Raw genomic sequence first — 22,132 nt, 5'->3', positions numbered from 1 at the left:
TGTAGTGTGGTTGATAGATTCTCTTTGGGCCTCTTCAGATCTCCAATCTTACCACCGTTTGTATGAGTAAAAATTTATTCCTTTTCCTAGGGTTTTTCCTGCTGGTTTTAATCCCAGGTTTTGCCCAGAACATCACCGTGACGGGCCGGGTCAATGGAACCGGTGGTCCTCAGCCCGGTGTGACGGTGCTGCAACAGGGAACCACTAACGGTACTTCCACCGATGGCGAAGGCCGCTACCGCATCGAGGTGCCGGGTACTGCTACGCTGGTATTTTCTGCAGTGGGGTCGGCAAGTCAGCAGATACCCGTCAATGGCCGTACCACAATCGATGTACGCCTTACCGATGCCGCTACCGACCTAAACGAGGTAGTAGTAACCGGTTCTCGTGCTACCGAAGGCCGCTCCAACATCCTTACTACCTCGCCCGTCGATGTAATTTCGGCTCGCGAGATAAAGGCTTTTGCCCAAACCGATGTCGCGCAAATTATGACCTACGTGGCGCCGTCGTTTCAGTCGTCGCGGCAGGCTATTTCCGATGGCACCGACCACGTCGATCCAGCGTCGTTGCGCGGCCTCGGACCCGACCAAGTGCTGGTACTCGTAAATGGTAAGCGGCGGCACAGCTCGGCTCTGGTCAACATCAACGGCACGGTTGGCCGCGGCTCGGTGGGTACCGATTTGAACGTCATTCCCAATGCTTCTATTAAGCGTATTGAAGTATTGCGCGATGGGGCCGCCGCGCAGTATGGCTCCGATGCTATTGCCGGCGTAATCAACATTCAACTCAAAGACGACACCACCGGTATTCAAGCTACCAGCACTGTGGGCGAAACCTACGAGGGCGACGGCCGCCTCTACCAAGCCGACGCCAACGTGGGCATTGGCTTAGCGGGCCGGGGCTATGTGGATTTGAGCGGGCAATTCAGTAACCGGGGCTACACCAACCGCTCCGGCGTCGATACGGCCCCGCTCATCTACCTGGGCGGCAACAGCGGCAACTTTCCTGGTAGCGCCGATACCGAGGATAAGCGCCGCGCTTTGAAGGCCGAAGACGATCTGCTGGTGGCACAAAACGGCTTCGACCGCCGCAACTTGCGGTTGGGACAGTCGGAGTCGCGCAACATTGGGGGCTTCCTGAATGCTGGCTACAAGCTCCTGCCGGCTATTGGGCTAGAGGCTTACGTGACGGCTGGCGCCACGCACCGTACTGGCAAAGCTGCCGGTTTCTACCGTCTGCCCAATCAAGTCACGCAAATTGACCTGAACCTGTATCCGAACGGCTTTCTGCCATTTATCAACACCCGCATCGACGACCAATCGGTTATTGCCGGGTTGCGGGCTACGGTGGGTGGTTTCGATGTGGATTTGAGCAACACCTTCGGCCGCAACGAAATCCGTTTCGACATCAGCAACACACTCAATGCCTCACTGATCGGCTATACGCCGACTACTTTTTACGCGGGCACTATAGCCTTTCGGCAGAATACCACCAACCTGAATTTCACGCGCCACTTCACCGACGTAGCTGCCTTGAGTACCCTCAACGTGGCTTTTGGCGGGGAATACCGCAACGACAACTACCAAATCGGCGCTGGTGACCCTGGCTCTTATATCTACGGCGGCCGCCGCGTGAACGTCACGCCGACTTCCACGGGTACTCCAGCCGCTGCCGGGGCGCAAGTGTTTCCGGGCTATCAGCCATCTGATGAAGTGGACCGCTCGCGTAACAACATAGCTGGCTACATCGATTTGGAAAGCGACCTAACTGAGAAACTGCTGGTAGGAATAGCTGGCCGCGCCGAGCGCTACAGCGACTTTGGCTCCAACGTGAGCGGTAAGGTTTCGGCCCGCTACAGCATCCTAGAGCAGTTGGCTGTGCGTGGTACTGTCGGCAACGGTTTCCGAGCGCCTTCGCTGCAACAGCGCTACTTCACCAACACCAGCACCCAATTCGTGCAGGGCAACGCGCAGCAGGTACTAACCGTGAACAACGACAATCCCATTGTTCGCAATAGTTTCACCCAGAACGGAACGGGGCAGCAAGGCTTCGGCATACCAGCCTTGAAGCAGGAAAAATCGGTGAACTATAGCCTGGGTGTGACAGCGCGGGCACTAGAAAGCTTCACTCTGACGGTAGATGCGTACCAGATTGACATCGATGACCGGATTGTGCTCTCGTCGCAGTTTAGCCGCACCAACCCCACGGTAGCTGCTATTCTGGGTGATTTGCCCGTGAGCCAAGTGCAGTTCTTTGCCAATGCAGTGGATACGCGCACCCGGGGTGTCGATATTGTCGCCAACGAGCGGCTGCCCCTTGGTGCGGGCCGCTTGGGATTGACAGTGGCTGCCAACTTCAACAAAACCGAAGTGCAACGGGTCCGCAGCTCCTCTACTATCGATAACGACCAAACTCCCGGCGCCATCAATCTGCAAAACACCTTGTTCGACCGGCAGCAGCGGGGCCGCTTGGAAACAGCGCAGCCTCGCAGCAAAGTCAATCTGACCGCTAACTACTCAATCGGCATTTTTGGTGTAGAGCTGCGCACCGTGCGTTTTGGAGCAGTGGAGTACAAAGACGCCCGCCTCGGCAGCCCCACTGGCGACACGTTCCTTTACTCATCTATCGACCAGACCTTCCGGGCTAAATGGGTAACCGACTTAACTGTGAGTGTGCAGCTTATCAAGGAAATTGGGTTGACCGTGGGCGCCAACAACCTTTTCGATGTTTATCCTGACAAGTACAAAATCAACCCGCGCAACAATGCCAATAACTTCTCGGTCGATCCGCTGCTAAACTACAACTCCAGCCTCGACAACACCAACCGCGGCCGTACTATCTACAACCCCAATCAGTTTGGTTACAACGGCGGCTTCTATTTCGCTCGCCTGAGCGTAACCCTGCCTACTACCAAATAGGGAATATTTCAAACAACACAAAAGGCCGATTCCCACGTGGGAATCGGCCTTTTGTGTTTGCTAGTTACTGACTTCTACTGGCGCAGTAGGCGGCAAACATAGCCGCCGTTAGCGGGCCGGGCGAAGTAGGTGCCCGCCGCTACATCAGCACTTGGAAGCCATTCTACGCTACCGTCGGGACGGCTTTTGAGCGTCGTGACCAAGCGGCCTAGATAGTCGGTGATGGTTACGGGCTGCACGGTGGCAGTGGGCAGTTTGAACTGTACCCGGTCGTGGAAGGGGAGGGGGTGTGCTGCTAGCACCTGTGGTCGGCCGCCATGCGTAGCCAAGGCTCGGTTAGATACCAAGAACGTGACGGTGCGCACCTCGAAACCGTTTAGTGGGCAGTTGTTATCGGCAACCGTTACGGCCATTATATAGCGGCCGAGTGGAAGGGTAGCCGGTACTTGCCAAGTAAGCACGCCCTGATTAGCGCCTTGCGCTTGGAAGGATGCCCCCGGCACAACGGCCGCTACATCACTGCTTAGCTGCAGGGTCTGGCCTGCATCGGGTCAGTAGCATTAAGGGTTAAGGATACCGATTGGCCAGGCCGCACCAAAACGGGTTGATCAACGGGTTGAATGGCTGCAGCGCCCGTCACCTGTAGGCTGCTAATAGTAGGGTTGCGGTTGGTGCTAGGATTGCGCACACCGTAAGGAATGTCGCGCGTTACCTGCCCAATCAGAGTCCAAGTGCCATTGAGCTGGCGGTACTCATCTATCTGTACTGGCACCGAATAATCTCCTACCTGCGCAACGGGTGTTGTCAACAACTCACCATTGGTTGCATTCAAATTATACTGTGGAACCGCCACGCCATTAACTGCCTGAAACGACAAAACTGGAAAAGCTGTAGAGAATTGACCGGCCGGATAAGAAATCATCTGCCCAGTGGTTGGATCCTGAAACTGGCCAGCCTGATAAAAAACATAGGGAATAGGTGTGCCGCAACTCGGTGTAACCAAGGAGCCAGTAGCTGGTTGTACGGCACGGTATACTAACGAGTCGCCATCAGGCTCGAAAGCACTGAAGCTGTGTCGATAGGGCTGATCGAGGGTCAGGTTATATGGTAGAGTGAATGAGGTGAATCTGGGAGACGAATTTCGCAAACCACTAAAATTATCGAGGAAAGCACTCAGGTACAAAGCGTTGGTAAGTGGAGTTGTTAGATTATTGCTGTAGCCACGACTCTCTAATGCTGTACTGATTTTCCATTGGCCTGGGGGAGTGTAACTATAGTTTCGTATTCGCCTATCAAGTAAAGTGCTAAGCCGGCGCAACCCAATCGTTTAGATGAAGGCTGCATGCGGTTAACTCGCATGGAGAAGCTACCAGGAGTTGGTCCTGAACACCCGTTAGACGCAAAGTTTAGGATAATGAAAGGCTGATCGGGTACGCCAAGAGTAGGGTCGCGAGCGTAGATGCGCGTCAGCACTTGATACTGCGAGGCAGAACCTTCAATGTGCGTATAGGTCAGTTCGCCTCCAAGAACGTGCGTGGCATGAACTGTTAGCCAAGCACTCAACCACAGGGCCACAGTGAGCAATAAACGAAACAGTAAAGAGGTAGGCATAAGCTTGAGTTGTATATAAAACGGACGGAATTACAATGATGCAATAAAGAGTAAGGCCAACCGTAAAAGGTTGGCCTTGAATCTTATATACCGGAATATTGATAAGGTCCGACTAATGCTAGCTTTATTTGCCAGCTGCCGGAGTAGTAGAGTTGCTATCCAAGATCTTGAGCAGCTCGTTGAGTTTGGGCGTGAGAATAATTTCGGTACGGCGGTTCAGCGCCTTGTTGGCGGGCGTGTCGTTGGCGGCTACCGGTACGTACTGCGAGCGGCCCGAGGCAGTAACGCGAGCGGCTGGTATGCCACCGGTGGTGAGTAGGCGGGCAATTTCGGTGGCGCGTAATACGCTCAAGTCCCAGTTGTCTTGCATAGCGGCTGTGGGGCGGCTGAAGGGCACGTTGTCAGTGTGGCCTTCCACTACCACGTTTACGTCGGGTTGGGCTTTGAGTGCAACGGCCAGTTGCTTGAGAGCCTCTTGGCCTTTAGGGTCCACTTTAGTAGAGCCAGTTTTGAAAAGCAGCTGCTCGGAAAGCGAGACGTATACTTTGCCGTCCTTCATCTTCACCTGCAAATCGGTGCCTTGAAAGCCGCGCAAAGCGTTGGCTACGCTGGCCCGTAGGTCGTTCACGGCTTTGTCTTTTTCAGCCAAGGCTTTTTCTAGTTCGGCCAAGCGGGCTTCGCGGGTTTGCAGGTCGGCATTTAGCTTGTCCATGGCCGCCCGGTTTTTCTTGAGCGAAGTGTCTAGCTCCCCAAGCTCAGCCTCGCGGCGAGCCAAGTCCTGGGCCACTTTGTTGTAGTCCGATGACTTGTTGGCTAGTTCCCGGTCGCTGTTTTTAAGTAGCTTATCGTAGCTGTCGGTAAGTTGGGAGTAGAGTTGGCGGGTACGGCGCAGGGCGTTGCCGGTCTGGGTGGAGTCCTCGGTAAGACGTTTGTTGTCGAGGTGCAACTGGTTTATTTCCTCGGTAGCTTTCTTGAGTTCGGCCACTGCGAGGCGCTGTTGGCGCTCAGCATCGGCTTTGCCTTGCTCAGTGGAGGCTTGGCGGGCTTTCAGGTCTTCGTAACGCTTAGATGGTACGCAGCCAGGCAGTAAAGAGGCAGCAGTCAGTGCCAAGGCTAGCAGGCTAGTAGAAGAATTTTTCACAGAAAGGACTAAGGTGAAAATCGAAGTTTAGTAGGTGGCATACACCAAGGAAATTTTCCCGCGGCAAGGTACTCAGGGACGCGTTGATGTTGCAACGCAGCCCGACAATCGACCGATTTTCAGTTTATATTTGATCTTGTTTTACTGTAGCGCGTTTTAGGCTTGTTTAAATGCTGCCTATCGTCCGTCACCGTCAAGTACGAAATCTTGTCGACGAAAATCTATCAGCCTGATGCGCTACCAACTAGTCAGCTTTGTATGAGTTGAACCAGCCTAGCTAATTCAAGTGTGAAAGCTCGAGCAAGAATGAACGAGAAGCAGCCAGCAAAGTACTCGTTTGAGCAGGCCGCGTGACTTTCCAACGCCTTTTGTCGAAGGGATAACTCTGTTGAAAATTGTTCAGGATATGCACCTGTATAGAGCTATAAGGTTGGCTCACATATAAAATGAAAAGCAACCCGTAACAAGTAGTAAGATACTACTGATTAGTTCCTGCATCTTTGCCGCAGAATGCCCGGCGCTCACCGAGCGAAGTGCTGCGGCCCCAATTATTGTCTCAATACTCAGTACCCATACTCAATACCAAAAAATGTCTTGGTTTAAGCGCGTAGAGAAAGGTATCGTCACGCCGACGGAAGAGAAAAAGGAAACTCCGGACGGCTTGTGGCACAAGTGCCCCGAGTGTAAAACGGTGGCTACCATGGCCGAGCATAAGCGGCTGCTCTACACCTGCGGCAATTGCAACCACCACGAGCGAATTGATGCAGCCGAATATTTCGAGTTTCTCTTCGATGGCGGCCAGTTTGCAGAGTTAGATGCGGATATGCACTCCGCCGACCCGCTGCATTTCGTAGATACCAAAGCGTATCCCCAGCGCTTGTCGGCCACCGAGAAAGTGACGGGCCTGACTGATGCGGTGCGTACGGCCCACGGTCAGCTCAACGGGCTGGAACTAGTGGTTGCCGCTATGGATTTCCGTTTCATTGGTGGTTCTATGGGTTCTGTGGTGGGCGAAAAGATTGCCCGCGCTATCGATTATGCCCGCCAACATCGGTTGCCGTTCCTCATGATTTCGCGCTCCGGTGGTGCTCGAATGATGGAAGCAGGCTATTCGTTGATGCAGATGGCCAAAACGTCAGCCAAGCTTGCGCTACTCTCCGAAGCAGGGTTACCCTACATTTCCTTGCTCACGGACCCCACCACTGGAGGCGTTACGGCTTCCTTTGCCATGCTCGGCGACTTCAATATTGCAGAGCCAGGTGCCCTTATCGGATTTGCTGGTCCGCGGGTTATCAAGGAGACTATTGGTAAGGACTTGCCCAAAGGCTTCCAAAGCGCTGAATTCGTGCTAGAGCACGGCTTCCTTGATTTTATTGTCGACCGCAAAGAGTTGAAGTCCCGCCTCGCCGATCTGCTCGCTATGCTGCGTCCGACTGGGGTTGTAGCAACTAAAGCCAGCACAAAGTCTGCGCAGCAAGTTTAAAAAGCCGGCACGCTTCTTGAAAAGACCTGCCCAACCCGCAATAGCGCGAGTTGGGCAGGTCTTTTTTAGGTATAGTGGAGAGCACACTGGCTTTGATTCAAGCCCTGCCTTAGCAAACATTTTTTCTGCAAGTACAGTAAGCACGCTCGTTACCCTACACTCTCTTACCATTCCACCAAGTTCACTTCGATGAAAACCCCTAAGTCACTTTTGTCTTTGTTTATGGCGCTGACGCTGCTTCTCGGCTCGTGCGCTACCACTCGCAACCCCAACATTCCAGACGCTCCAACCGGCAACGGTACTGGCCCTCGCAAGACGGGTATGAGCAAAACTGCTAAAGGAGGCCTGCTCGGCGCCGGCGGCGGTGCGGTAGTTGGCGGCGTATTGGGCCGCGTAATCGGGGGCAAAAACGGTACTGCTGCGGGCGCCATCATCGGTGCCGCTGTAGGTGGCTCGGGCGGTGCCTTGATTGGCCGCAAGATGGACAAGCAGGCCGAAGAATTGCAGCGCGACATGCAGAACGCCCGGGTTGAGCGGGTAGGGGAAGGCATCAAAATCACCTTCGACTCCGGTATTCTTTTCGATACTAACAGCTCTACCCTACGGGCCGCTTCGCAGTCTGAGATTCAGAAAATGGCCACTGTTCTTCAGAAGTATCCTGATACCAACGTGTTGGTTGAAGGCCACACCGACAACACCGGTTCCGACGCTATCAATAATCCGCTTTCGCAGCGTCGCGCTCAGGCAGTAGCAGACTACACGCAGCAGCAAGGCGTAGACGCTTCGCGTATCACCACGCAGGGCTATGGTTCGTCGCAGCCGATTGCCGACAATACCACAGAAGCTGGTAAGCAGGCTAACCGTCGGGTAGAAATTGCCATCTACGCCAACGAGAAAATGAAGAAAGCTGCTGAAAAAGGCACGCTGTAAACCTCGCTTTGGGGTAGTTAGAATCAAAAGACCGCACGGTTAGTGCGGTCTTTTTTTGTAGCGGTAGTTCAGGCAATGAGTGCTAATCAAGAGTTGGCGCTTCTGTGCTATTAGATTTGAGCCGGCATTCATTATAGCTAAGTTACTCGGGCATACTCAGTACCTATACTGGTTCACAGAGTGTAAAAGAGCAAAGAAGTTAGTGGGTAAAAAGATAGAATATACCCGTTTGCTAATACCTGTAAATGGCAACGAATAGGCTTCTATATATCTATTTCAATTGGTGTTTAAAGAAATTAAAATTAGCTACTATGCTATTATATAATAGGTAGTACTATGCCACAAAAAATTAATAATGATCCTTTATCAGAAAATTTTATCTGCATTTCTTTTCTAAGAAATAATATACCAAAATCTAGCAGCGGGCGTTTTCTTAAATAATTCAAAGCTTGAAAAATGGCCTAAATAGCCTATTTCAAGGGGTTTTTGCTTGTTTGTAGGGATTTGCTGAATTTTTGGCAAGGTGGTTGTAAAGATATTGGCTGTCGACTCATTGGTTCATTCTGCTTATTATCTTCGGGCCGATTTAACGCTTTTCATTTACGTTCTCACTTCTCAACTCCGAAACTCCTTTAACTTTTTTTATCATGAAAAACTTACGTTCCTTTTACCTTATGTTGCTGGCTTTGCTGATGGTAGGCACCAGCACTGTGCAAGCACAAACAACCACCGAAACTACTACCACCAAGAAGCCTTGGAGCAAAACTGCTAAAGGCGGTATTATCGGTGGCTTGGGCGGTGCTGCCGCTGGTGGCGTATTGGGCCGTGTAATTGGCGGTAAGAACAGCACTGCGAAAGGTGCTATCATTGGTGCTGCGGTAGGTGGTGCTGGTGGCGCTCTGATTGGCCGTCGTATGGACAAGCAGGCAGCTGAACTGAAGAAAGAAATGGCTGGCGCTAAAGTTGAGCGCGTAGGGGAAGGCATCAAAATCACCTTCGACTCGGGTTTGCTGTTCGCTAAGAACTCGGCTGCTCTAACTTCTGCTGCTCAAGAGAACATCAAGGAGTTGGCTCAGACCCTCATTAAGTATGGTGACACCAACGTTATTGTAGAAGGCCACACCGACAACACCGGTACCGACGCCATCAACGATCCGCTTTCGCAGCGTCGTGCTCAGGCAGTAGCTAACTACACGCAGCAGCAAGGCGTAGACGCTTCGCGCTTCACCGTAACGGGCTACGGCTCGAAGCAGCCAATTGCCGACAACTCCACTGAGGCTGGCCGCGTTGCTAACCGCCGGGTAGAAGTTGCCATCTTCGCCAACGACAAATTGAAGAAGGCTGCTGAGAAAGGCACCATCTAATCACAGGTTGACATAAGAGGATACGCCATATAGCTCCTCCTTTCTATTGCGGCCCCGCTACCATTTGGTGGCGGGGCCGTACTATTTAGTAGTTCTTCCTACTCATTGTCTACTAAATAGTCTATGCCGACCACGTATGCCTCGCCGCCCGCTGAAAAGACTTGGGAAAATCACCTTATCCTAAATACCTTCTTCGAGCCCTTAACGCTAGATCAACCGCGCCGGACTCCTATGCGGGAGCTGATTTCCACCATCCTGTCCCACCGCACCACGCACGCTGATGAAGAACTCGCCTACGACCGGATGCTCGAAGCTTTTGGCAATTGGGCGGGTGTGCTAGCGGCCCCTACCGCCGACCTAGCTCACACCATCCGGACCACCCGCTGGCCCGATACCCAAGCGCCCCGCATTCAGGAAGTATTGCGCCGCATTCAGGCCCAAACGGGCGGCGACTTCCACCTCGATTTTTTGACCGAGTGGCCAGTAGAGCAGGGCATGACCTGGCTAACCGATATGCCCGGTATTGGCCTGAAAACTGCCTCTTTGGTATTGCTGTTTAACTTTCACAAACCCGTGCTGCCTGTTGATACACACGTGCACCGTATTGCGCAGCGAGTGGGCATGATCGGACCGAAAGCTTCTGCTGACAAGGCGCATCAGGTGTTGCTGGAACAACTACCGAAAGACCCACTGGTGCTACTGAATTTTCATAAGCATAACTATTGGCACGGGCAGCGCATTTGCCTTTTCGCTAAACCCGATTGCGCTAAATGCCCACTGAAAACCTTTTGCAACTACTACCTCGAGCATTACGGTCCGGCCACGGCCGAAGCCATTGCTGCTACGCCCAACAAGTGGGACAAAGCCTGGGGAGCACTGCCGCACTAGACTGCTATCAAGGAAGTTTTGGAATACGAGTGCTCAGTGTATCCACCAACGGATGGAGAAAGGCCGGAATACGGGTTTTCTGAGTATCAATAAACCAATAGCGTCGATTGCCATTTTGTGTCACTTCTAAATAGAAACCACCTTGATCAGAAGCGTCAGGCGAGCCAATAGAGCCATTTGCTTCCAAAAACAGCTGATTAGGTATCAGATTGGGCAAGTCTTGAACTAAAGGATAGAAGCTGGCGGGAAGTGCAGTGTATTGCCCATTATAGGGTGAGTTTGCCAAGGGATACTTATCCTGAGTGTCCTCAGATAACTCTCGCTTATTAGTATCCAGCTTATATATTTCAACACATCGCTCGCCTGAACACTCACCATAGAAGCTCCCAAAAAGCAATGTTTGAGTATCAATGCTTGTTTCATCATCATCCTGACACGAAGAAAGGCACATTCCAACAGCCAGCACGCCAGTAAAAAGCCTACCTAGTGTGAGCATATATCTGAGGTTAAATATCCAACGACATTCTTATGAGTAAGGCGGTGAGATAATAGTTGCAAGACACGCTCAGTATATACGCTTTATTCCTTCCTGCTTTTATAGCCATACATTTACGCAACTATGCGCCTCGTTCGTCATCCGGTTTTGTGTAATTATTACGTCACGTATCGGTGCAATGCGCGATGTTCATTCTGCGACATTTGGGAGAAGCCCTCGCCTTACATTCAACTGGCCGACGTGGAGCGCAACTTGCGCGATTTAAAGCAACTCGGCGTATCGGTGGTGGATTTTACCGGTGGTGAGCCGCTATTGCACCGCCATATTCATGAGTTTGTGGCGCTGGCGCACGACATGGGTTTTGTCACTACACTCACGACCAATTGCTTGCTCTATCCTAAGTATGCCGAGAAGCTGCGTGGTAAAGTAGACATGCTGCATTTCTCACTTGATGCTTCCGAGAAAGAGGTACATGATCGGGGCCGGGGCGTTGCCTGCTACGATTTCGTGTTGGAAAGCATTCGGGTGGCGCGGGAGCTAGGTGAACGGCCCGACATCCTATTCACTGTTTTCCGCGAGAACCTGTCTGACCTGGAAGCCGTGTACCGCGACATCGCGCAGCCCAATCAGTTGATGCTGATTCTGAACCCGGCTTTCGAATACAACAACGTAGCTACTGGCGAACAGCTTAGCGCTGAAGAACTAGATTATCTTTCGGCGTTTGGCCGGCGTAAGGGAGTGTACCTCAACGAAGCGTTCATTCAGCTGCGCCGTGACGGGGGCAACCACATTGCTAAGCCAGTATGCCGCGCCGCCAGTACCACGTTGGTTATTTCACCTTCTAATGAGTTGGTGCTGCCGTGCTATCATTTAGGCGAGCAGAAATTTCCAATTGACGGCAACTTAGTAGAGCTCTATCAGTCGCCTGCTGTACAGGGATTAGCAGCATTGGAGGGCCGCTTGCCTCAGTGCGAAGGTTGCACCATCAACTGCTACATGCAGCCTAGCTTCGCCGTTGAGACAAGCAAATATTTCTGGCAGGCGTTGCCTAGCACCCTGAAGTACAACATCAGCAAGGGCACTTGGAAGCGAATGCTGACGCGGTGAACATAGAATAGTGGGACACTCTATGAGCGTATAACGGATGGCTGGGTTGCTCAAAACAAATTGGAAAGCCAAACTAGCCTTAAGTGTTCTTATGAAAAGACGCGGATGGAGAGCGGATAAACCCAAAGCTCACCTTCATTTGCTTTGATGGCTCCGATAATAGGGAAAATCAGAGTTAACAGCCCTAGAACGCCAAGTAGCGGAAAGCCAACCAATACGAACACCAGCATTCCGCTTATTACCCCGTAAATCAGGGCGCTGATTATCCAGTTGGCTACCACTTTGCCGTGGGCATCAATGCCCGGTAGTTCGTTCTTTTTGATTTGCCATAGCACAATGGGCAAGACAAAGCCTGCGCCCGGAACTAGCAGCCCTGCCAGCAACGACAAGTGCAGAAAAGTAGCCCACTGGCGAGTTTCTTGATCGACGGGGAATAGCGGCTGTGCCATGAAATAGAGAAAGGCTTTATTGGTGTTAGCGGCAGGTGACCAGTAAGTAACACATAAAATAGAGAATTCTGCATACACGCGCAACAGGCTGCTTGAGCCTCCGGCAGTTCAACTAGTTCGTAGCCCGCTACGTGCGTGAGTATGTCAACCATTTCACGATGAATATGCTGTTGCCAGTAGGGGCAGCTTATGGCTAAAGCGTAGCCAGGCAAATGAGGTAATGCGTTTACTGTCTTACTTGCACCAGCCGCCGGCTCTCATACCAGATTCACTATTTCAAAATTTTACAGCATTATGCCTACTCTCATTCTTCCCGTTCATGGCATCCTGCCCCAGCTCGGCGCCAACTGTTATGTTGCCGACAATGCCACCATCATTGGCGACGTAGTGCTTGGTCAGGACTGTACGGTGTGGTTCAACGCTGTTATTCGGGGCGACGTGCACCGCATTCGTATCGGCGACCAGACGAACATTCAGGATGGAGCTGTGCTGCATTGCACCTATCAGAAGGCACCTCTCACCATTGGTTCCCGGGTTAGTATTGGTCACAAGGCCATAGCGCACGGCTGCACCATCGAGGATGATGTGCTGATCGGGATGGGCGCCATCGTGATGGACCATGCGGTAGTAGGTACGGGCTGCATTATTGCGGCGGGAGCAGTGGTACTAGAGAATACGCAATGTGAGCCTGGCTATCTCTATGCTGGTATTCCGGCTCGCCGCATCAAGCCCGTAACCGATGAGCAACGTGCAAATCTGAAGCGTACCGCCGATAACTATGTGCTGTACGCTAGTTGGTTGAAGTAGCAACAATCAGACTAAAAAGGCCCTGCATACTATGCAGGGCCTTTTTAGTCTGAGAATTCGGGAGGCAAACTTAAAGATTTAGAGCCTCATTGGCTTCTTCCTCGCGCTCAGCAGAAGTCGTTACCCGGAGTTGCACCAATTCCACAGAGCGGCCAGAACGTTTCAATACCCGAAATTCATAGTTGTCAAGAACAGCTACATCCCCAACTTCGGGGATATTGCCGTAGATGACGTTGAGCAGACCACCAACCGTTTCGTAGTCGTCGCCTTCGGGAAGAGGGTAGGGGAGATACTCGTTGGCATCGGGAATGGCTGTGGAGGTGTTGACGCGGTATTCGGTTTCTGAAACCTTCTCTACCACGGGAACCTCGTTATCGTATTCGTCCTGGATTTCACCTACCAGTTCTTCCATAATATCCTCGATGGTGACGATACCGGACACCCCGCCAAACTCGTCGCTCACGATAGCCATGTGAGTGTGCTTACGCTGAAACTGGCGCAGCAAACGGTTAATTTTCTTGGTTTCCGGCACGAAGTAAGGTGGGCGCATAATCTTGGCCAACACAATGGGCTCGTTACGACGAATGATTTGCAGCAAATCTTTCACGTAAAGTATACCCACGATATTATCAATATTGCCTTCGTAAACTGGAATCCGGGAGAAGCCTTCATTGTAGACCGTTTCCAGGATGCCATCTTGTGGAGTATGCACGTCGATGGCCGAGAGCTTGGTGCGGGGCACCATGATCTGCTTCACCATCCGGTCATTGAACTCGAACACGTTTTCCAATAGTTCGTGCTCTGACTCCTGAATTTCGCCGCTTTGCTTGCTCTGGTCGAGCAGAATACGTAGCTCTTCAGTGGTGTGTACTTCGGACTCATGCACTGAGCCTACGCCAAACATGCGTAGTACTAGGTTAGAGAGCTTATCGAGCAGCCAGATGAGGGGAAGGGTGATCTTGGCAAATGCCCACAGCGGGGCTGCAATGGCAATGCTGGTGTTTTCCGGCTTCTGAATAGCCAACACTTTCGGCGCCTGCTCACCTAACACAATGTGCATAATTGTGATGAGCGTGAACGAAGTAGCAATAGCAATCTTATGCACCGTTGCTGGCGATAGTGTGACCCCAAGCTGATCGATGATAGCTAGCACCACTTCTGCCACCACACTTTCGCCTACCCAACCCAAAGCCAGTGAGGCAACGGTAATCCCTAACTGGGTAGCCGATAGGTAGTAATTTAGATCATGCAGCATGCTCTGCACGAGCTTCGCGAGCCGGTTGCCGCCTTGCGCCTTGATGTCTATTTGGGAAGGGCGGACCTTCACGAAGGCAAACTCTGCCGCCACAAAAAACCCGTTCAACAAGACCAGTAGAACGGTAAGAAATATATTTAAAGCCATAGATACGGAAGCATGGCTCGACCGGCCTGGCTTCCTATGTAATTACAAAAGTACGGGATTCCCGCCAAGCGGTTCGGCGGAGCTCCATTCAGAACTAGGTTGCGCAATCTATCTTGCCGTGAAAATTAAAGGAAACCGCTAATGCAGTACAAGTGTTCCCTTTCTGCCGACCTTTGTGGTTAGAATGTTTTTGTCGCTTTCCCCTACCTGATGCTTCGCTCTAAAACCGTATTTCTCGCTTTGCTCCTGGTGCTGTCAGCAGCGTTAGGAGCAGCCGCGCAGGTGCTAACACCCACCAAGCTCTCTTCCGCGCTCAGTCAGCCCGCGGCCAAGGTAGGTGAGGAAATAGACCTCATCGTCAATGCCACCATCGACGACAAATGGCACCTGTACGCCACCGACTTCGACCCCGATTTAGGTCCTACTGCTTTCACCTTTACTTTCACCAAAAGTCCAGCATACGAGCTGGTCGGAAAGCCGAAGTCCATTAACTCGAAAAAGAAATTCGATGATGTCTTTAAAGGCGACATCACTTATTTCGAGAAAACTGGCCAGATCCGGCAGCGGATTCGAGTGCTGCAACCGGGGGCACTCACAGTACAAGCCGCCGTGGAGTATCAAACCTGCACCGATATCGACGGCCGTTGTATTCCAGGTGAAGAAACCCTAAAATTTGGCCCACTGACTGTATCGGGTACTGCGGCCCCAGCTACAACCCCAAGTAAAACGCCCCAAGCTGGCGCCCCTACAGGCGCCGTAGTAGCACCCGGGGCACCACCTACTTCCGCAGTAGTTCCTAGCTCCAATGATAGCGCTACCACAGCTTCGGCCGCTGTTACCACGCCTCCCGCTACCACTCTAGGCACCGAACCAGCATCCGATCAAGCCACTGTGGCACCCACCGTGCCGACCCCGACCGTAACGCAGGACGCGGATCCTGGTAAGGACGGCCTGTTGGCTTTTGCTTTTGGCGCTTTTCTTTTTGGTCTTGGTGCTCTTATCACCCCGTGTGTGTTTCCGCTGATTCCGATGACCGTGTCGTTTTTTACAAGCGGCTCTGATAGTCGGCCGCGCGGTATTCTTAAGGCCACGGTATACGGGTTGTCTATCATATTCATTTATGTGGTGGTCGGGCTGCTGGTCACGGTGCTCTTGGGGGCCGACGGGCTCAACCTGATTAGCACGCATTGGCTGCCCAACTTGATTTTCTTTGTTGTATTCGTAGCATTTGGCTTGTCCTTTCTGGGCCTGTTCGAGATTACGCTACCTCACGGCATGGTCAATAAAATTGACGCGCAGGCCGACAAGGGTGGCTGGGGGGGCGTATTCTTTATGGCTCTCACACTGGTTTTGGTGTCGTTTTCATGCACAGGGCCCATTGTGGCTACCATCCTGACCATGGCTGCCCAAGGCCAACGTCTTACCCCGATTATCGGGATGCTTGGCTTTTCCTTAGCCTTTGCGTTGCCATTCACGCTGTTTGCCATTTTTCCGGCTTGGCTGAAGAGTTTGCCCCGTTCGGGTGGCTGGCTGAACACAGTGAAGGTGGTACTAGGCTTCGTAGAGCTGATGCTGGCGCTCAAATTCTTGAGCATGGCAGATCTAGCCTACCACTGGAACCTGTTGCCGCGCGACATCTATCTCGTACTCTGGATTGCGCTTTCCGGCCTTTTGGGTTTCTATCTGCTCGGCCGCTTCAAACTCTCCCATGATTCCGATTTGCCTCATTTGAGCGTAGGTCGGTTGCTGATGGCGGTGTTGGCTTTCAGCTTCATGACCTACTTGATACCTGGCCTGTTTGGGGCACCACTGCCGCTATTAGCTGGTTACTTGCCTCCCCAAACCAGCCGCGACTTTACGCTAGCAGCTACTGGCTTGCCTACCACCGCGGCTGTAGCTGCACCCAATACCCTGTGCGAAACGCCGCGCTATGCTGAGTTTCTAGAATTGCCTCACGGCTTGCAAGGCTATTTCGATTTAGAACAAGCCAAGCGTTGCGCCCGAGCCCAAAACAAACCCATCTTTATTGACTTCACAGGGCATGCCTGCGTGAATTGCCGCAAAATGGAAGCCACTGTTTGGAGCAATCCACAGGTACTGAAGCGGCTGCGCGAAGATTATGTGGTAGTGGCCCTTTACGTTGACGACAAGGCCGACCTGCCAACAACTGAGCACTACACCTCCAAGCACGACGGCAAACTAAAAACCACACTAGGAAAAAAGAATGCCGATCTTCAACTGACAGGCTTCAACGTCAATGCGCAGCCTTTCTACGTGTTGCTCGACCCTAATGCACCCGCCGACTTGCAGCATACACTCGCAACACCCATAGCCTATGAACCCGATGCCGAGGCGTTTGTGCGGTTCTTAGATGCTGGCTTGGCCAGCTACCGTCAGCAGGCACAGCCTGTAGCAACACGCTAACTAGCAGTGTGGAAGAACTGAATTCTCGTAAGTCACTATTAGTGTTTTACTTACGACAAGCGTTTAAACTGTAGGCGTGGTTATATGTGCTTTGCCCAGCGAGAAACGATAATAAGCTGAACAGTACTTGCTTATCGACAAAGAGGGGGCTTTGCGAGTTTTATCGCAAAGCCCCCTCTTTGTTGAAATTTAACATAGTTTCTGCTGTAAGAATTGTGTTCCTTTGCAGCCAATTTTAAAACAGGGCGTCTGTGAAGCCGTAAACACACCTACTTCCACCAAAACGAAATACAAAGAAAAAGGCGGCACCCACCCAGATGCCGCCTCTTGAAAAGGAACGCACCCACCCAGATACGCCCCGGTTTTCCCTCCTCACATATAAGCCACCTAGTGCTGTAGAAGAAGGATTCGAACCTCCACGGTGCAGTTAGCCGGCCGCCGGACCAGTTTTTCCCGAATCACCACCCCCGAGAGAGGAGGGTATGTCTGCCAGTTTCATCATTCTACAAAAAGAATCTAACACCGAACGCGTTGGATTATGACAAATGTAGTAAGTTGAATCGAATTGTAAAAATTTAGCAGCTATCTGCCCAAAAATTTACAATGTTTCTTGATAACGCCCGTTGTGATTTAAATATATATAATCAAGCTCCCTTAAAATGGCCAAGAATTACGAACTTGACGACACCGACCGCAAAATCCTGGATTTATTGATGCAGGACGCCAAAATGCCTTATACTGAAATTGCTCGCAAAGTCCACGTATCAGGGGGGACTGTGCATGTGCGCATGGCTCGACTAGAAGAGTTAGGTATAGTAAAGGGAGCTACCCTTCAAATTGATTATCAAAAGCTAGGCTATGGGGTAAACGCTTTTTTAGGAATTTACCTGTTGAAAAGCTCGGTGTATGGGAGTGTTGCCGAACAGTTGCGCGAAATCCCGGAAGTTGTAAGCATTCACTTCACTACAGGTGCCTATGGCATCTTTGCGCGCATCGTGTGCCGAGACACGCAGCACTTGCGCGACGTGCTACATGATCGGATGCAACTCATCGAAGGCATCGAGCGCACTGAAACTCTTATCTCACTTGAGGAGACTTTAAATCGTCCGATTCAGCTTCTCCCTTCCTGAGACAAAAGCCTTTGGAAAAGGGCTCGTTTTGGGAATCAAAACGAGCTTTTTCAAGCGATAAACTAATTCTAACAAAAGTATACCATTTAATTTAACCTGGTATAGTACTATAATCTGATTTTGTCCTAACTATTTATGAACTGCTTGGGTGAGTGCTAATGGGGTGTTATATTTCCAAACCTCCATGTAGTACGTTCCCTCATGAAAGCCAACCTCGTCGTGTTCTGCGGATTACTATTGGCTTTGCCAACAGGCATATCTGCACAAAGTATGCCCGCTATCTATCTCAATGAGCGAGATGAAGAGGCTGTGCCTGACAGTGCCACCCATTATCGGCTGATAGATCATAAGAACGAGCTATTGGGTACATATGCTATGCGGGAGTACTCGCTTACGGGTGCACTATTGTTGCGCGGAACCTTGTCATCTATTGACCCACCTGTTCGCAATGGGTTATTGACTTGGTATCATTCCAACGGTGGCAAGGCGGCGCAGGTGCACTATCGCTCCGATGAAGCTGATGGGGTGTATGTATCCTGGTACGAGGACGGGCGGGTGAGCCAGCGTGGCGAATATGCGCAGGGGCAGCGCGTTGGGTCCTGGATCAGTGTGCATCGCAACGGTCAGAAACGCTCGAAAGGAACCTACACGGCCGGTAAGCCTACTGGTGAATGGCGGTACTATTATGATACAGGTCAATTGAGCGCCATTGAGTTGCTAAATAGGGAGAAAGGACCGGCACTAGCTTTTTTCAATGAGGATGCCTCGCCTTACGTAGGGAAGCTTCACAAACGGCAACTGCCGGAGTTTCCAGGGGGAGAGGAAGCTCTGCTGAATTTTGTGACTCGGAATACGACGTATCCGAAAAATACCCGCCGCAAGGGCATTACTGGCAATGTGTACGTGCGCTATACAGTAGGCGAAGATGGCCGAGTGGGGCAAGTGGAGGTGATAAGGGGCTTAGCTCCGGAAGCCGACCAGGAAGCTAGACGAGTCGTAGCAAGTTTGCCTGCTTTTCAGCCTGGCCGCGAGTACAACATACCCACCGCCATGACATTCACGGTGCCCATCCATTTCTCGCCGGGCTTTTCTCTGCTGAGCGGGGTGCGGCCGCCACAAACACCTCCAACTGAGGCCCGTGCTGCTAACCCCGACGAACTATACTAGATGCTTTGCGAAACTGTCTGTAGCTAGATGCTCATCCCTAATAGCACCAAGCCAAAGGCAACACATGACGCAATAGCAGATGCCTCTTGCGCTACAAGCAAAAAAACCCGCTCTTTTAAAAGAGCGGGCTTCTTTATAAGCTCAAAGTCTATGCAAGTTAGACCGTTACCTGAGCATCCAGCTTTTGAGCTAGTACGTGCTTCGGTACAGCGCCTACTTGCTTGTCCACGATCTGACCGTTTTTAAACACCAGCAGCGTCGGGATGCTGCGGATGCCGAATTTGGCCGAGGTCTGCGGGTTGGCATCCACGTCAACTTTGCCAATCACGACCTTGCCTTCATATTCGCCGGCTAGCTCTTCGACTACGGGGCCTACCATGCGGCAGGGGCCGCACCATTCGGCCCAGAAGTCCACGAGCACGGGCTTATCGGAGTTGATGATTTCGTCGAAGTTAGCATCGGTAATTTCGATGGCTTTGTGTCCCATAACAAAAGGGGGTTGGTTGAAATGTGTACGCTCTTTACGGTCAAGCGGGCCGCAAGGTAGCAGATTGCGTGTTCAACAAGAGCCGAGCCGGAAAGTTCAGTCGGACAGGTTGGCAGATAATAAATTCTGAATTGAACTAGGCTCTCAAGGAAGATGGCCGCGCTTAGACCATTTATTGGGGCCAAGAAAATTTATTGCTTGTTGACTACAAACGCCAAGTCACGGGCTTCGTTTTTGGCCCGACTGCGGAGCTTATAGAACACGTAGAGGTTGAAGAAGTGCATCCCGCCGAGAATCAAGATGATGGTTCCGAGCTTGATACTCAGGGTTTCCACCGTCTGCTGGTAATTTTCAACAGCGTAGTCGCTACGAAGCATAAGGGTAGCATAGCCAATGTTGATGAGGTAAAAGCCTGTAAGCAGAAGCTTGTTTACCGAGTCGGCCAGCGGCTCATTGCCATGAAAAATGTCGACTAAAAAAGTCCGGCCGTTAGTGAATAATGTGCGCGCCACCCATACCGTGAGTAGCACCGTGACGGGCAGATAAATGCCGTAAACTAGCAGAAGGTAGTTCATGAGTAAAATGTGTGAAATGAGAAAAAAACAACAAGCGCGTTAAATCGAAGCAAGTAATGTTGCCGCTAGGTCAGTTGCAGTAAGTTAGTTACCGCCCGTTCGCAGGTAGGATAACGGAATCGGAAGCCAAGGTCTAGCAGCCGTTGCGGCACCACTTTGCGGCTTTTCAGAATCAATTCGGTTTCGGTGCGCAGTAAAAAAGCCCCTATTTCTAGCAGCCAAGCGGGCTGTGGAAAGCGGATCAGTGGGCGCAGTTGTTGAGTCAATAAAGCATTGAAGTCGCGGTTTGTAAGCGGGGTAGGGGCGCAGATGTTAAAGGTGCCAGCCTGCTCGGTTTCGTTGATCAGAAACTCTACAGCGCGACAAAAATCCTCGATGTGGAGCCAACTAATCCACTGATAGCCGTTGCCCTGCGGGGTACAAAGTCCGCGTTTGGCCAGTTTTGTCATTATGGGGAATGCGCCACCGTTGGTACTCAACACCAAGGATGCACGCAGCACTACTCGGCGCGTGGCAGGAGTTTCAGGAGCCCAAAAAGCAGCTTCCCAGGCCTTTGCAACCTCTACTGAGAAGCCAGTGCCTATCTTCCCATCTGTTTCGGTGTTGGCACGCTGCCAGCCATCGGAATGAGCATAAATAGTGGCGGTTGAGGCATTTAGCCACACTTGCGGCGGATTCACACAAGTAGCAACAGCTTGTCCCAAAACTCGAGTACTGTCAACTCGGCTGGATAGTATTTCTTGTTTGTTGGCGTCGGTGTAGCGGCAATCCACGGAGCGACCTGTCATATTAATCAAGGCGGCCGCCCCTTCCAACTCTGACGTCCACGCACCAATGCTCCGGGCATCCCATTGCACGTGGTCAGGCTGGCGAACGGTACTGCGGCTAATAATTATTACTCTGCAGCCTAGCGTCCGGAAGTGCGAAGCTAGATGCTGACCCAAAAAGCCAGTCCCACCAGCAATGACGATTTTCGGTTTGTTTTCGGAGAAACTATGCATGACAAGAAAATCTTTGAGACCAATGAGGAAACCGAGAGCCGAGGACATATTAGAGTGACAGATGGTAATTATAGAAATTTCAATAATTATTGAAACATAGCGGCAAAAAAAAGGCTATTTAGCTAGGGCGCATGAGCTTCATAAACGTGCTCAGAAACCAGTTTTCATCGGCTTTGATGATGGTAGCAGCCGTTCGGTCGGCGAGGTCGGCGAAGTTTTGGATGTTGCCAATCGTTTCTGAAAACGCCTGGGCTTCCGCTTCCGAAACAGTAGAGGAAGACTCCACTTGCTTGATTTCGCTGAGCACGCGCATGATGGGCTCCAACTCCCGCCGGCGCCGCTCTTTCATAATCAGGGTAGCTACTTTATGAATGTCTTTCTCGCCCGAAAAGAACTCGCGCCGCTCGCCGGGGCGCAGTTCCTTGCGCACCAAGCCCCAATCCATCAAGGCCCGCACGTTCAGGTTAACGTTGCCTCTGGAGATTTGCAACTGCTCCATAATGTCCTCGGTGCTCAATGCTCCCGCCGACACCAGCAGCAAGGCGTGCACCTGCGCCATCGTCCGGCTCACGCCCCAGGCCGAACCTAGGGTGCCCCAGCCTTCAATGAACTTGCGCTTGGCTTCTTCGAGTTGCATGGTGTAAATGTATGTGAGTATTTCAAACTTTCAATAAAAATTGAAAGTTTATTTTCTTTTGGTAAGTGACAATAAAAACAACAGCTCCTGAGCAGGCTTCCGTCTCAAACGGAAG

Annotated in this window: 21 protein-coding genes; 10 read left to right on the top strand and 11 right to left on the bottom strand. The window is 51.6% G+C overall.

Annotation, left to right across the window (positions count from 1 at the left end; genetic code table 11):
* The first annotated feature begins 62 nt into the window (after positions 1-62).
* Complete coding sequence (locus MUN86_RS18140; protein ID WP_245119456.1) at positions 63-2,918, top strand: TonB-dependent receptor; 2,856 nt, start codon at positions 63-65, stop codon at positions 2,916-2,918.
* A gap of 74 nt (positions 2,919-2,992) precedes the next feature.
* Here the strand turns inward: MUN86_RS18140 and MUN86_RS18135 are convergent, their stop codons facing one another.
* The 4 genes from MUN86_RS18135 to MUN86_RS18120 form a co-directional block, all read right to left on the bottom strand.
* Positions 2,993-3,421, bottom strand: a complete 429-nt coding sequence (locus MUN86_RS18135) for a hypothetical protein (RefSeq protein WP_245119455.1) — start codon at positions 3,419-3,421, stop codon at positions 2,993-2,995.
* Positions 3,422-3,441: 20 nt separating this feature from the next.
* Positions 3,442-4,065 (bottom strand): hypothetical protein, encoded by a 624-nt coding sequence (locus MUN86_RS18130; RefSeq protein ID WP_245119454.1) that lies wholly within the window; start codon positions 4,063-4,065, stop codon positions 3,442-3,444.
* An 83-nt stretch (positions 4,066-4,148) separates the two neighbouring features.
* Entirely contained in the window at positions 4,149-4,529 is a 381-nt protein-coding gene (locus MUN86_RS18125; protein ID WP_245119453.1) for a hypothetical protein, read from the bottom strand.
* A 124-nt stretch (positions 4,530-4,653) separates the two neighbouring features.
* Positions 4,654-5,670, bottom strand: coding sequence for an OmpA family protein (locus tag MUN86_RS18120; protein WP_245119452.1), 1,017 nt, complete (start codon positions 5,668-5,670; stop codon positions 4,654-4,656).
* Positions 5,671-6,259: 589 nt separating this feature from the next.
* Here MUN86_RS18120 and accD point away from each other — a divergent pair.
* From accD to MUN86_RS18100, 4 genes are all read left to right on the top strand, one after another.
* Entirely contained in the window at positions 6,260-7,153 is an 894-nt protein-coding gene (gene accD, locus MUN86_RS18115) for an acetyl-CoA carboxylase, carboxyltransferase subunit beta (RefSeq protein WP_245119451.1), read from the top strand.
* 189 nt (positions 7,154-7,342) lie between these two features.
* A complete protein-coding gene (locus tag MUN86_RS18110) occupies positions 7,343-8,083 on the top strand; it encodes a YiaD family glycine zipper/OmpA-like lipoprotein (RefSeq protein WP_245119450.1) in 741 nt (246 codons plus the stop codon).
* Between the two features lie 647 nt (positions 8,084-8,730).
* The gene (locus MUN86_RS18105) at positions 8,731-9,447 is read left to right on the top strand and encodes a YiaD family glycine zipper/OmpA-like lipoprotein (protein WP_245119449.1); all 717 of its coding nucleotides are present in this window, start codon (positions 8,731-8,733) and stop codon (positions 9,445-9,447) included.
* Positions 9,448-9,570: 123 nt separating this feature from the next.
* Positions 9,571-10,335 (top strand): endonuclease III domain-containing protein, encoded by a 765-nt coding sequence (locus MUN86_RS18100; RefSeq protein WP_245119448.1) that lies wholly within the window; start codon positions 9,571-9,573, stop codon positions 10,333-10,335.
* Positions 10,336-10,342: 7 nt separating this feature from the next.
* Here the strand turns inward: MUN86_RS18100 and MUN86_RS18095 are convergent, their stop codons facing one another.
* The gene (locus tag MUN86_RS18095; RefSeq protein WP_245119447.1) at positions 10,343-10,831 is read right to left on the bottom strand and encodes a hypothetical protein; all 489 of its coding nucleotides are present in this window, start codon (positions 10,829-10,831) and stop codon (positions 10,343-10,345) included.
* 123 nt (positions 10,832-10,954) lie between these two features.
* Here MUN86_RS18095 and MUN86_RS18090 point away from each other — a divergent pair, with 123 nt between their 5' ends.
* On the top strand, positions 10,955-11,938 hold the full coding sequence (locus tag MUN86_RS18090) for a radical SAM protein (protein WP_245119446.1): 984 nt from the start codon (positions 10,955-10,957) through the stop codon (positions 11,936-11,938).
* An 89-nt stretch (positions 11,939-12,027) separates the two neighbouring features.
* On the opposite strand, the gene MUN86_RS18085 is transcribed toward MUN86_RS18090, so the two are convergent.
* Complete coding sequence (locus MUN86_RS18085; protein WP_245119445.1) at positions 12,028-12,387, bottom strand: DUF4870 domain-containing protein; 360 nt, start codon at positions 12,385-12,387, stop codon at positions 12,028-12,030.
* A 294-nt stretch (positions 12,388-12,681) separates the two neighbouring features.
* Between MUN86_RS18085 and MUN86_RS18080 the strand changes: the two genes are divergently transcribed.
* Positions 12,682-13,194 (top strand): gamma carbonic anhydrase family protein, encoded by a 513-nt coding sequence (locus MUN86_RS18080; RefSeq protein ID WP_245119444.1) that lies wholly within the window; start codon positions 12,682-12,684, stop codon positions 13,192-13,194.
* Positions 13,195-13,264: 70 nt separating this feature from the next.
* Here the strand turns inward: MUN86_RS18080 and MUN86_RS18075 are convergent, their stop codons facing one another.
* Positions 13,265-14,596, bottom strand: coding sequence for a hemolysin family protein (locus MUN86_RS18075; protein WP_245119443.1), 1,332 nt, complete (start codon positions 14,594-14,596; stop codon positions 13,265-13,267).
* A gap of 210 nt (positions 14,597-14,806) precedes the next feature.
* Between MUN86_RS18075 and MUN86_RS18070 the strand changes: the two genes are divergently transcribed.
* From MUN86_RS18070 to MUN86_RS18060, 3 genes are all read left to right on the top strand, one after another.
* Entirely contained in the window at positions 14,807-17,020 is a 2,214-nt protein-coding gene (locus MUN86_RS18070) for a cytochrome c biogenesis protein CcdA (RefSeq protein WP_245119442.1), read from the top strand.
* A 659-nt stretch (positions 17,021-17,679) separates the two neighbouring features.
* A complete protein-coding gene (locus MUN86_RS18065; protein ID WP_245119441.1) occupies positions 17,680-18,150 on the top strand; it encodes an Lrp/AsnC ligand binding domain-containing protein in 471 nt (156 codons plus the stop codon).
* 270 nt (positions 18,151-18,420) lie between these two features.
* On the top strand, positions 18,421-19,317 hold the full coding sequence (locus MUN86_RS18060; protein ID WP_245119440.1) for an energy transducer TonB: 897 nt from the start codon (positions 18,421-18,423) through the stop codon (positions 19,315-19,317).
* A 157-nt stretch (positions 19,318-19,474) separates the two neighbouring features.
* Here the strand turns inward: MUN86_RS18060 and trxA are convergent, their stop codons facing one another.
* The 4 genes from trxA to MUN86_RS18040 form a co-directional block, all read right to left on the bottom strand.
* Entirely contained in the window at positions 19,475-19,804 is a 330-nt protein-coding gene (gene trxA, locus MUN86_RS18055; RefSeq protein ID WP_245119439.1) for a thioredoxin, read from the bottom strand.
* Positions 19,805-19,995: 191 nt separating this feature from the next.
* Positions 19,996-20,379 (bottom strand): hypothetical protein, encoded by a 384-nt coding sequence (locus MUN86_RS18050; protein WP_245119438.1) that lies wholly within the window; start codon positions 20,377-20,379, stop codon positions 19,996-19,998.
* 65 nt (positions 20,380-20,444) lie between these two features.
* On the bottom strand, positions 20,445-21,380 hold the full coding sequence (locus tag MUN86_RS18045) for a TIGR01777 family oxidoreductase (RefSeq protein ID WP_245119437.1): 936 nt from the start codon (positions 21,378-21,380) through the stop codon (positions 20,445-20,447).
* A 118-nt stretch (positions 21,381-21,498) separates the two neighbouring features.
* Entirely contained in the window at positions 21,499-22,017 is a 519-nt protein-coding gene (locus tag MUN86_RS18040; RefSeq protein ID WP_245119436.1) for a GbsR/MarR family transcriptional regulator, read from the bottom strand.
* Positions 22,018-22,132: the final 115 nt, after the last annotated feature.

Source organism: Hymenobacter volaticus, from assembly GCF_022921055.1.
Taxonomy (GTDB): domain Bacteria; phylum Bacteroidota; class Bacteroidia; order Cytophagales; family Hymenobacteraceae; genus Hymenobacter; species Hymenobacter volaticus.
Note: the sequence above shows the minus strand (reverse complement) of the source record. Positions and strands in the feature narration are given on the sequence as shown.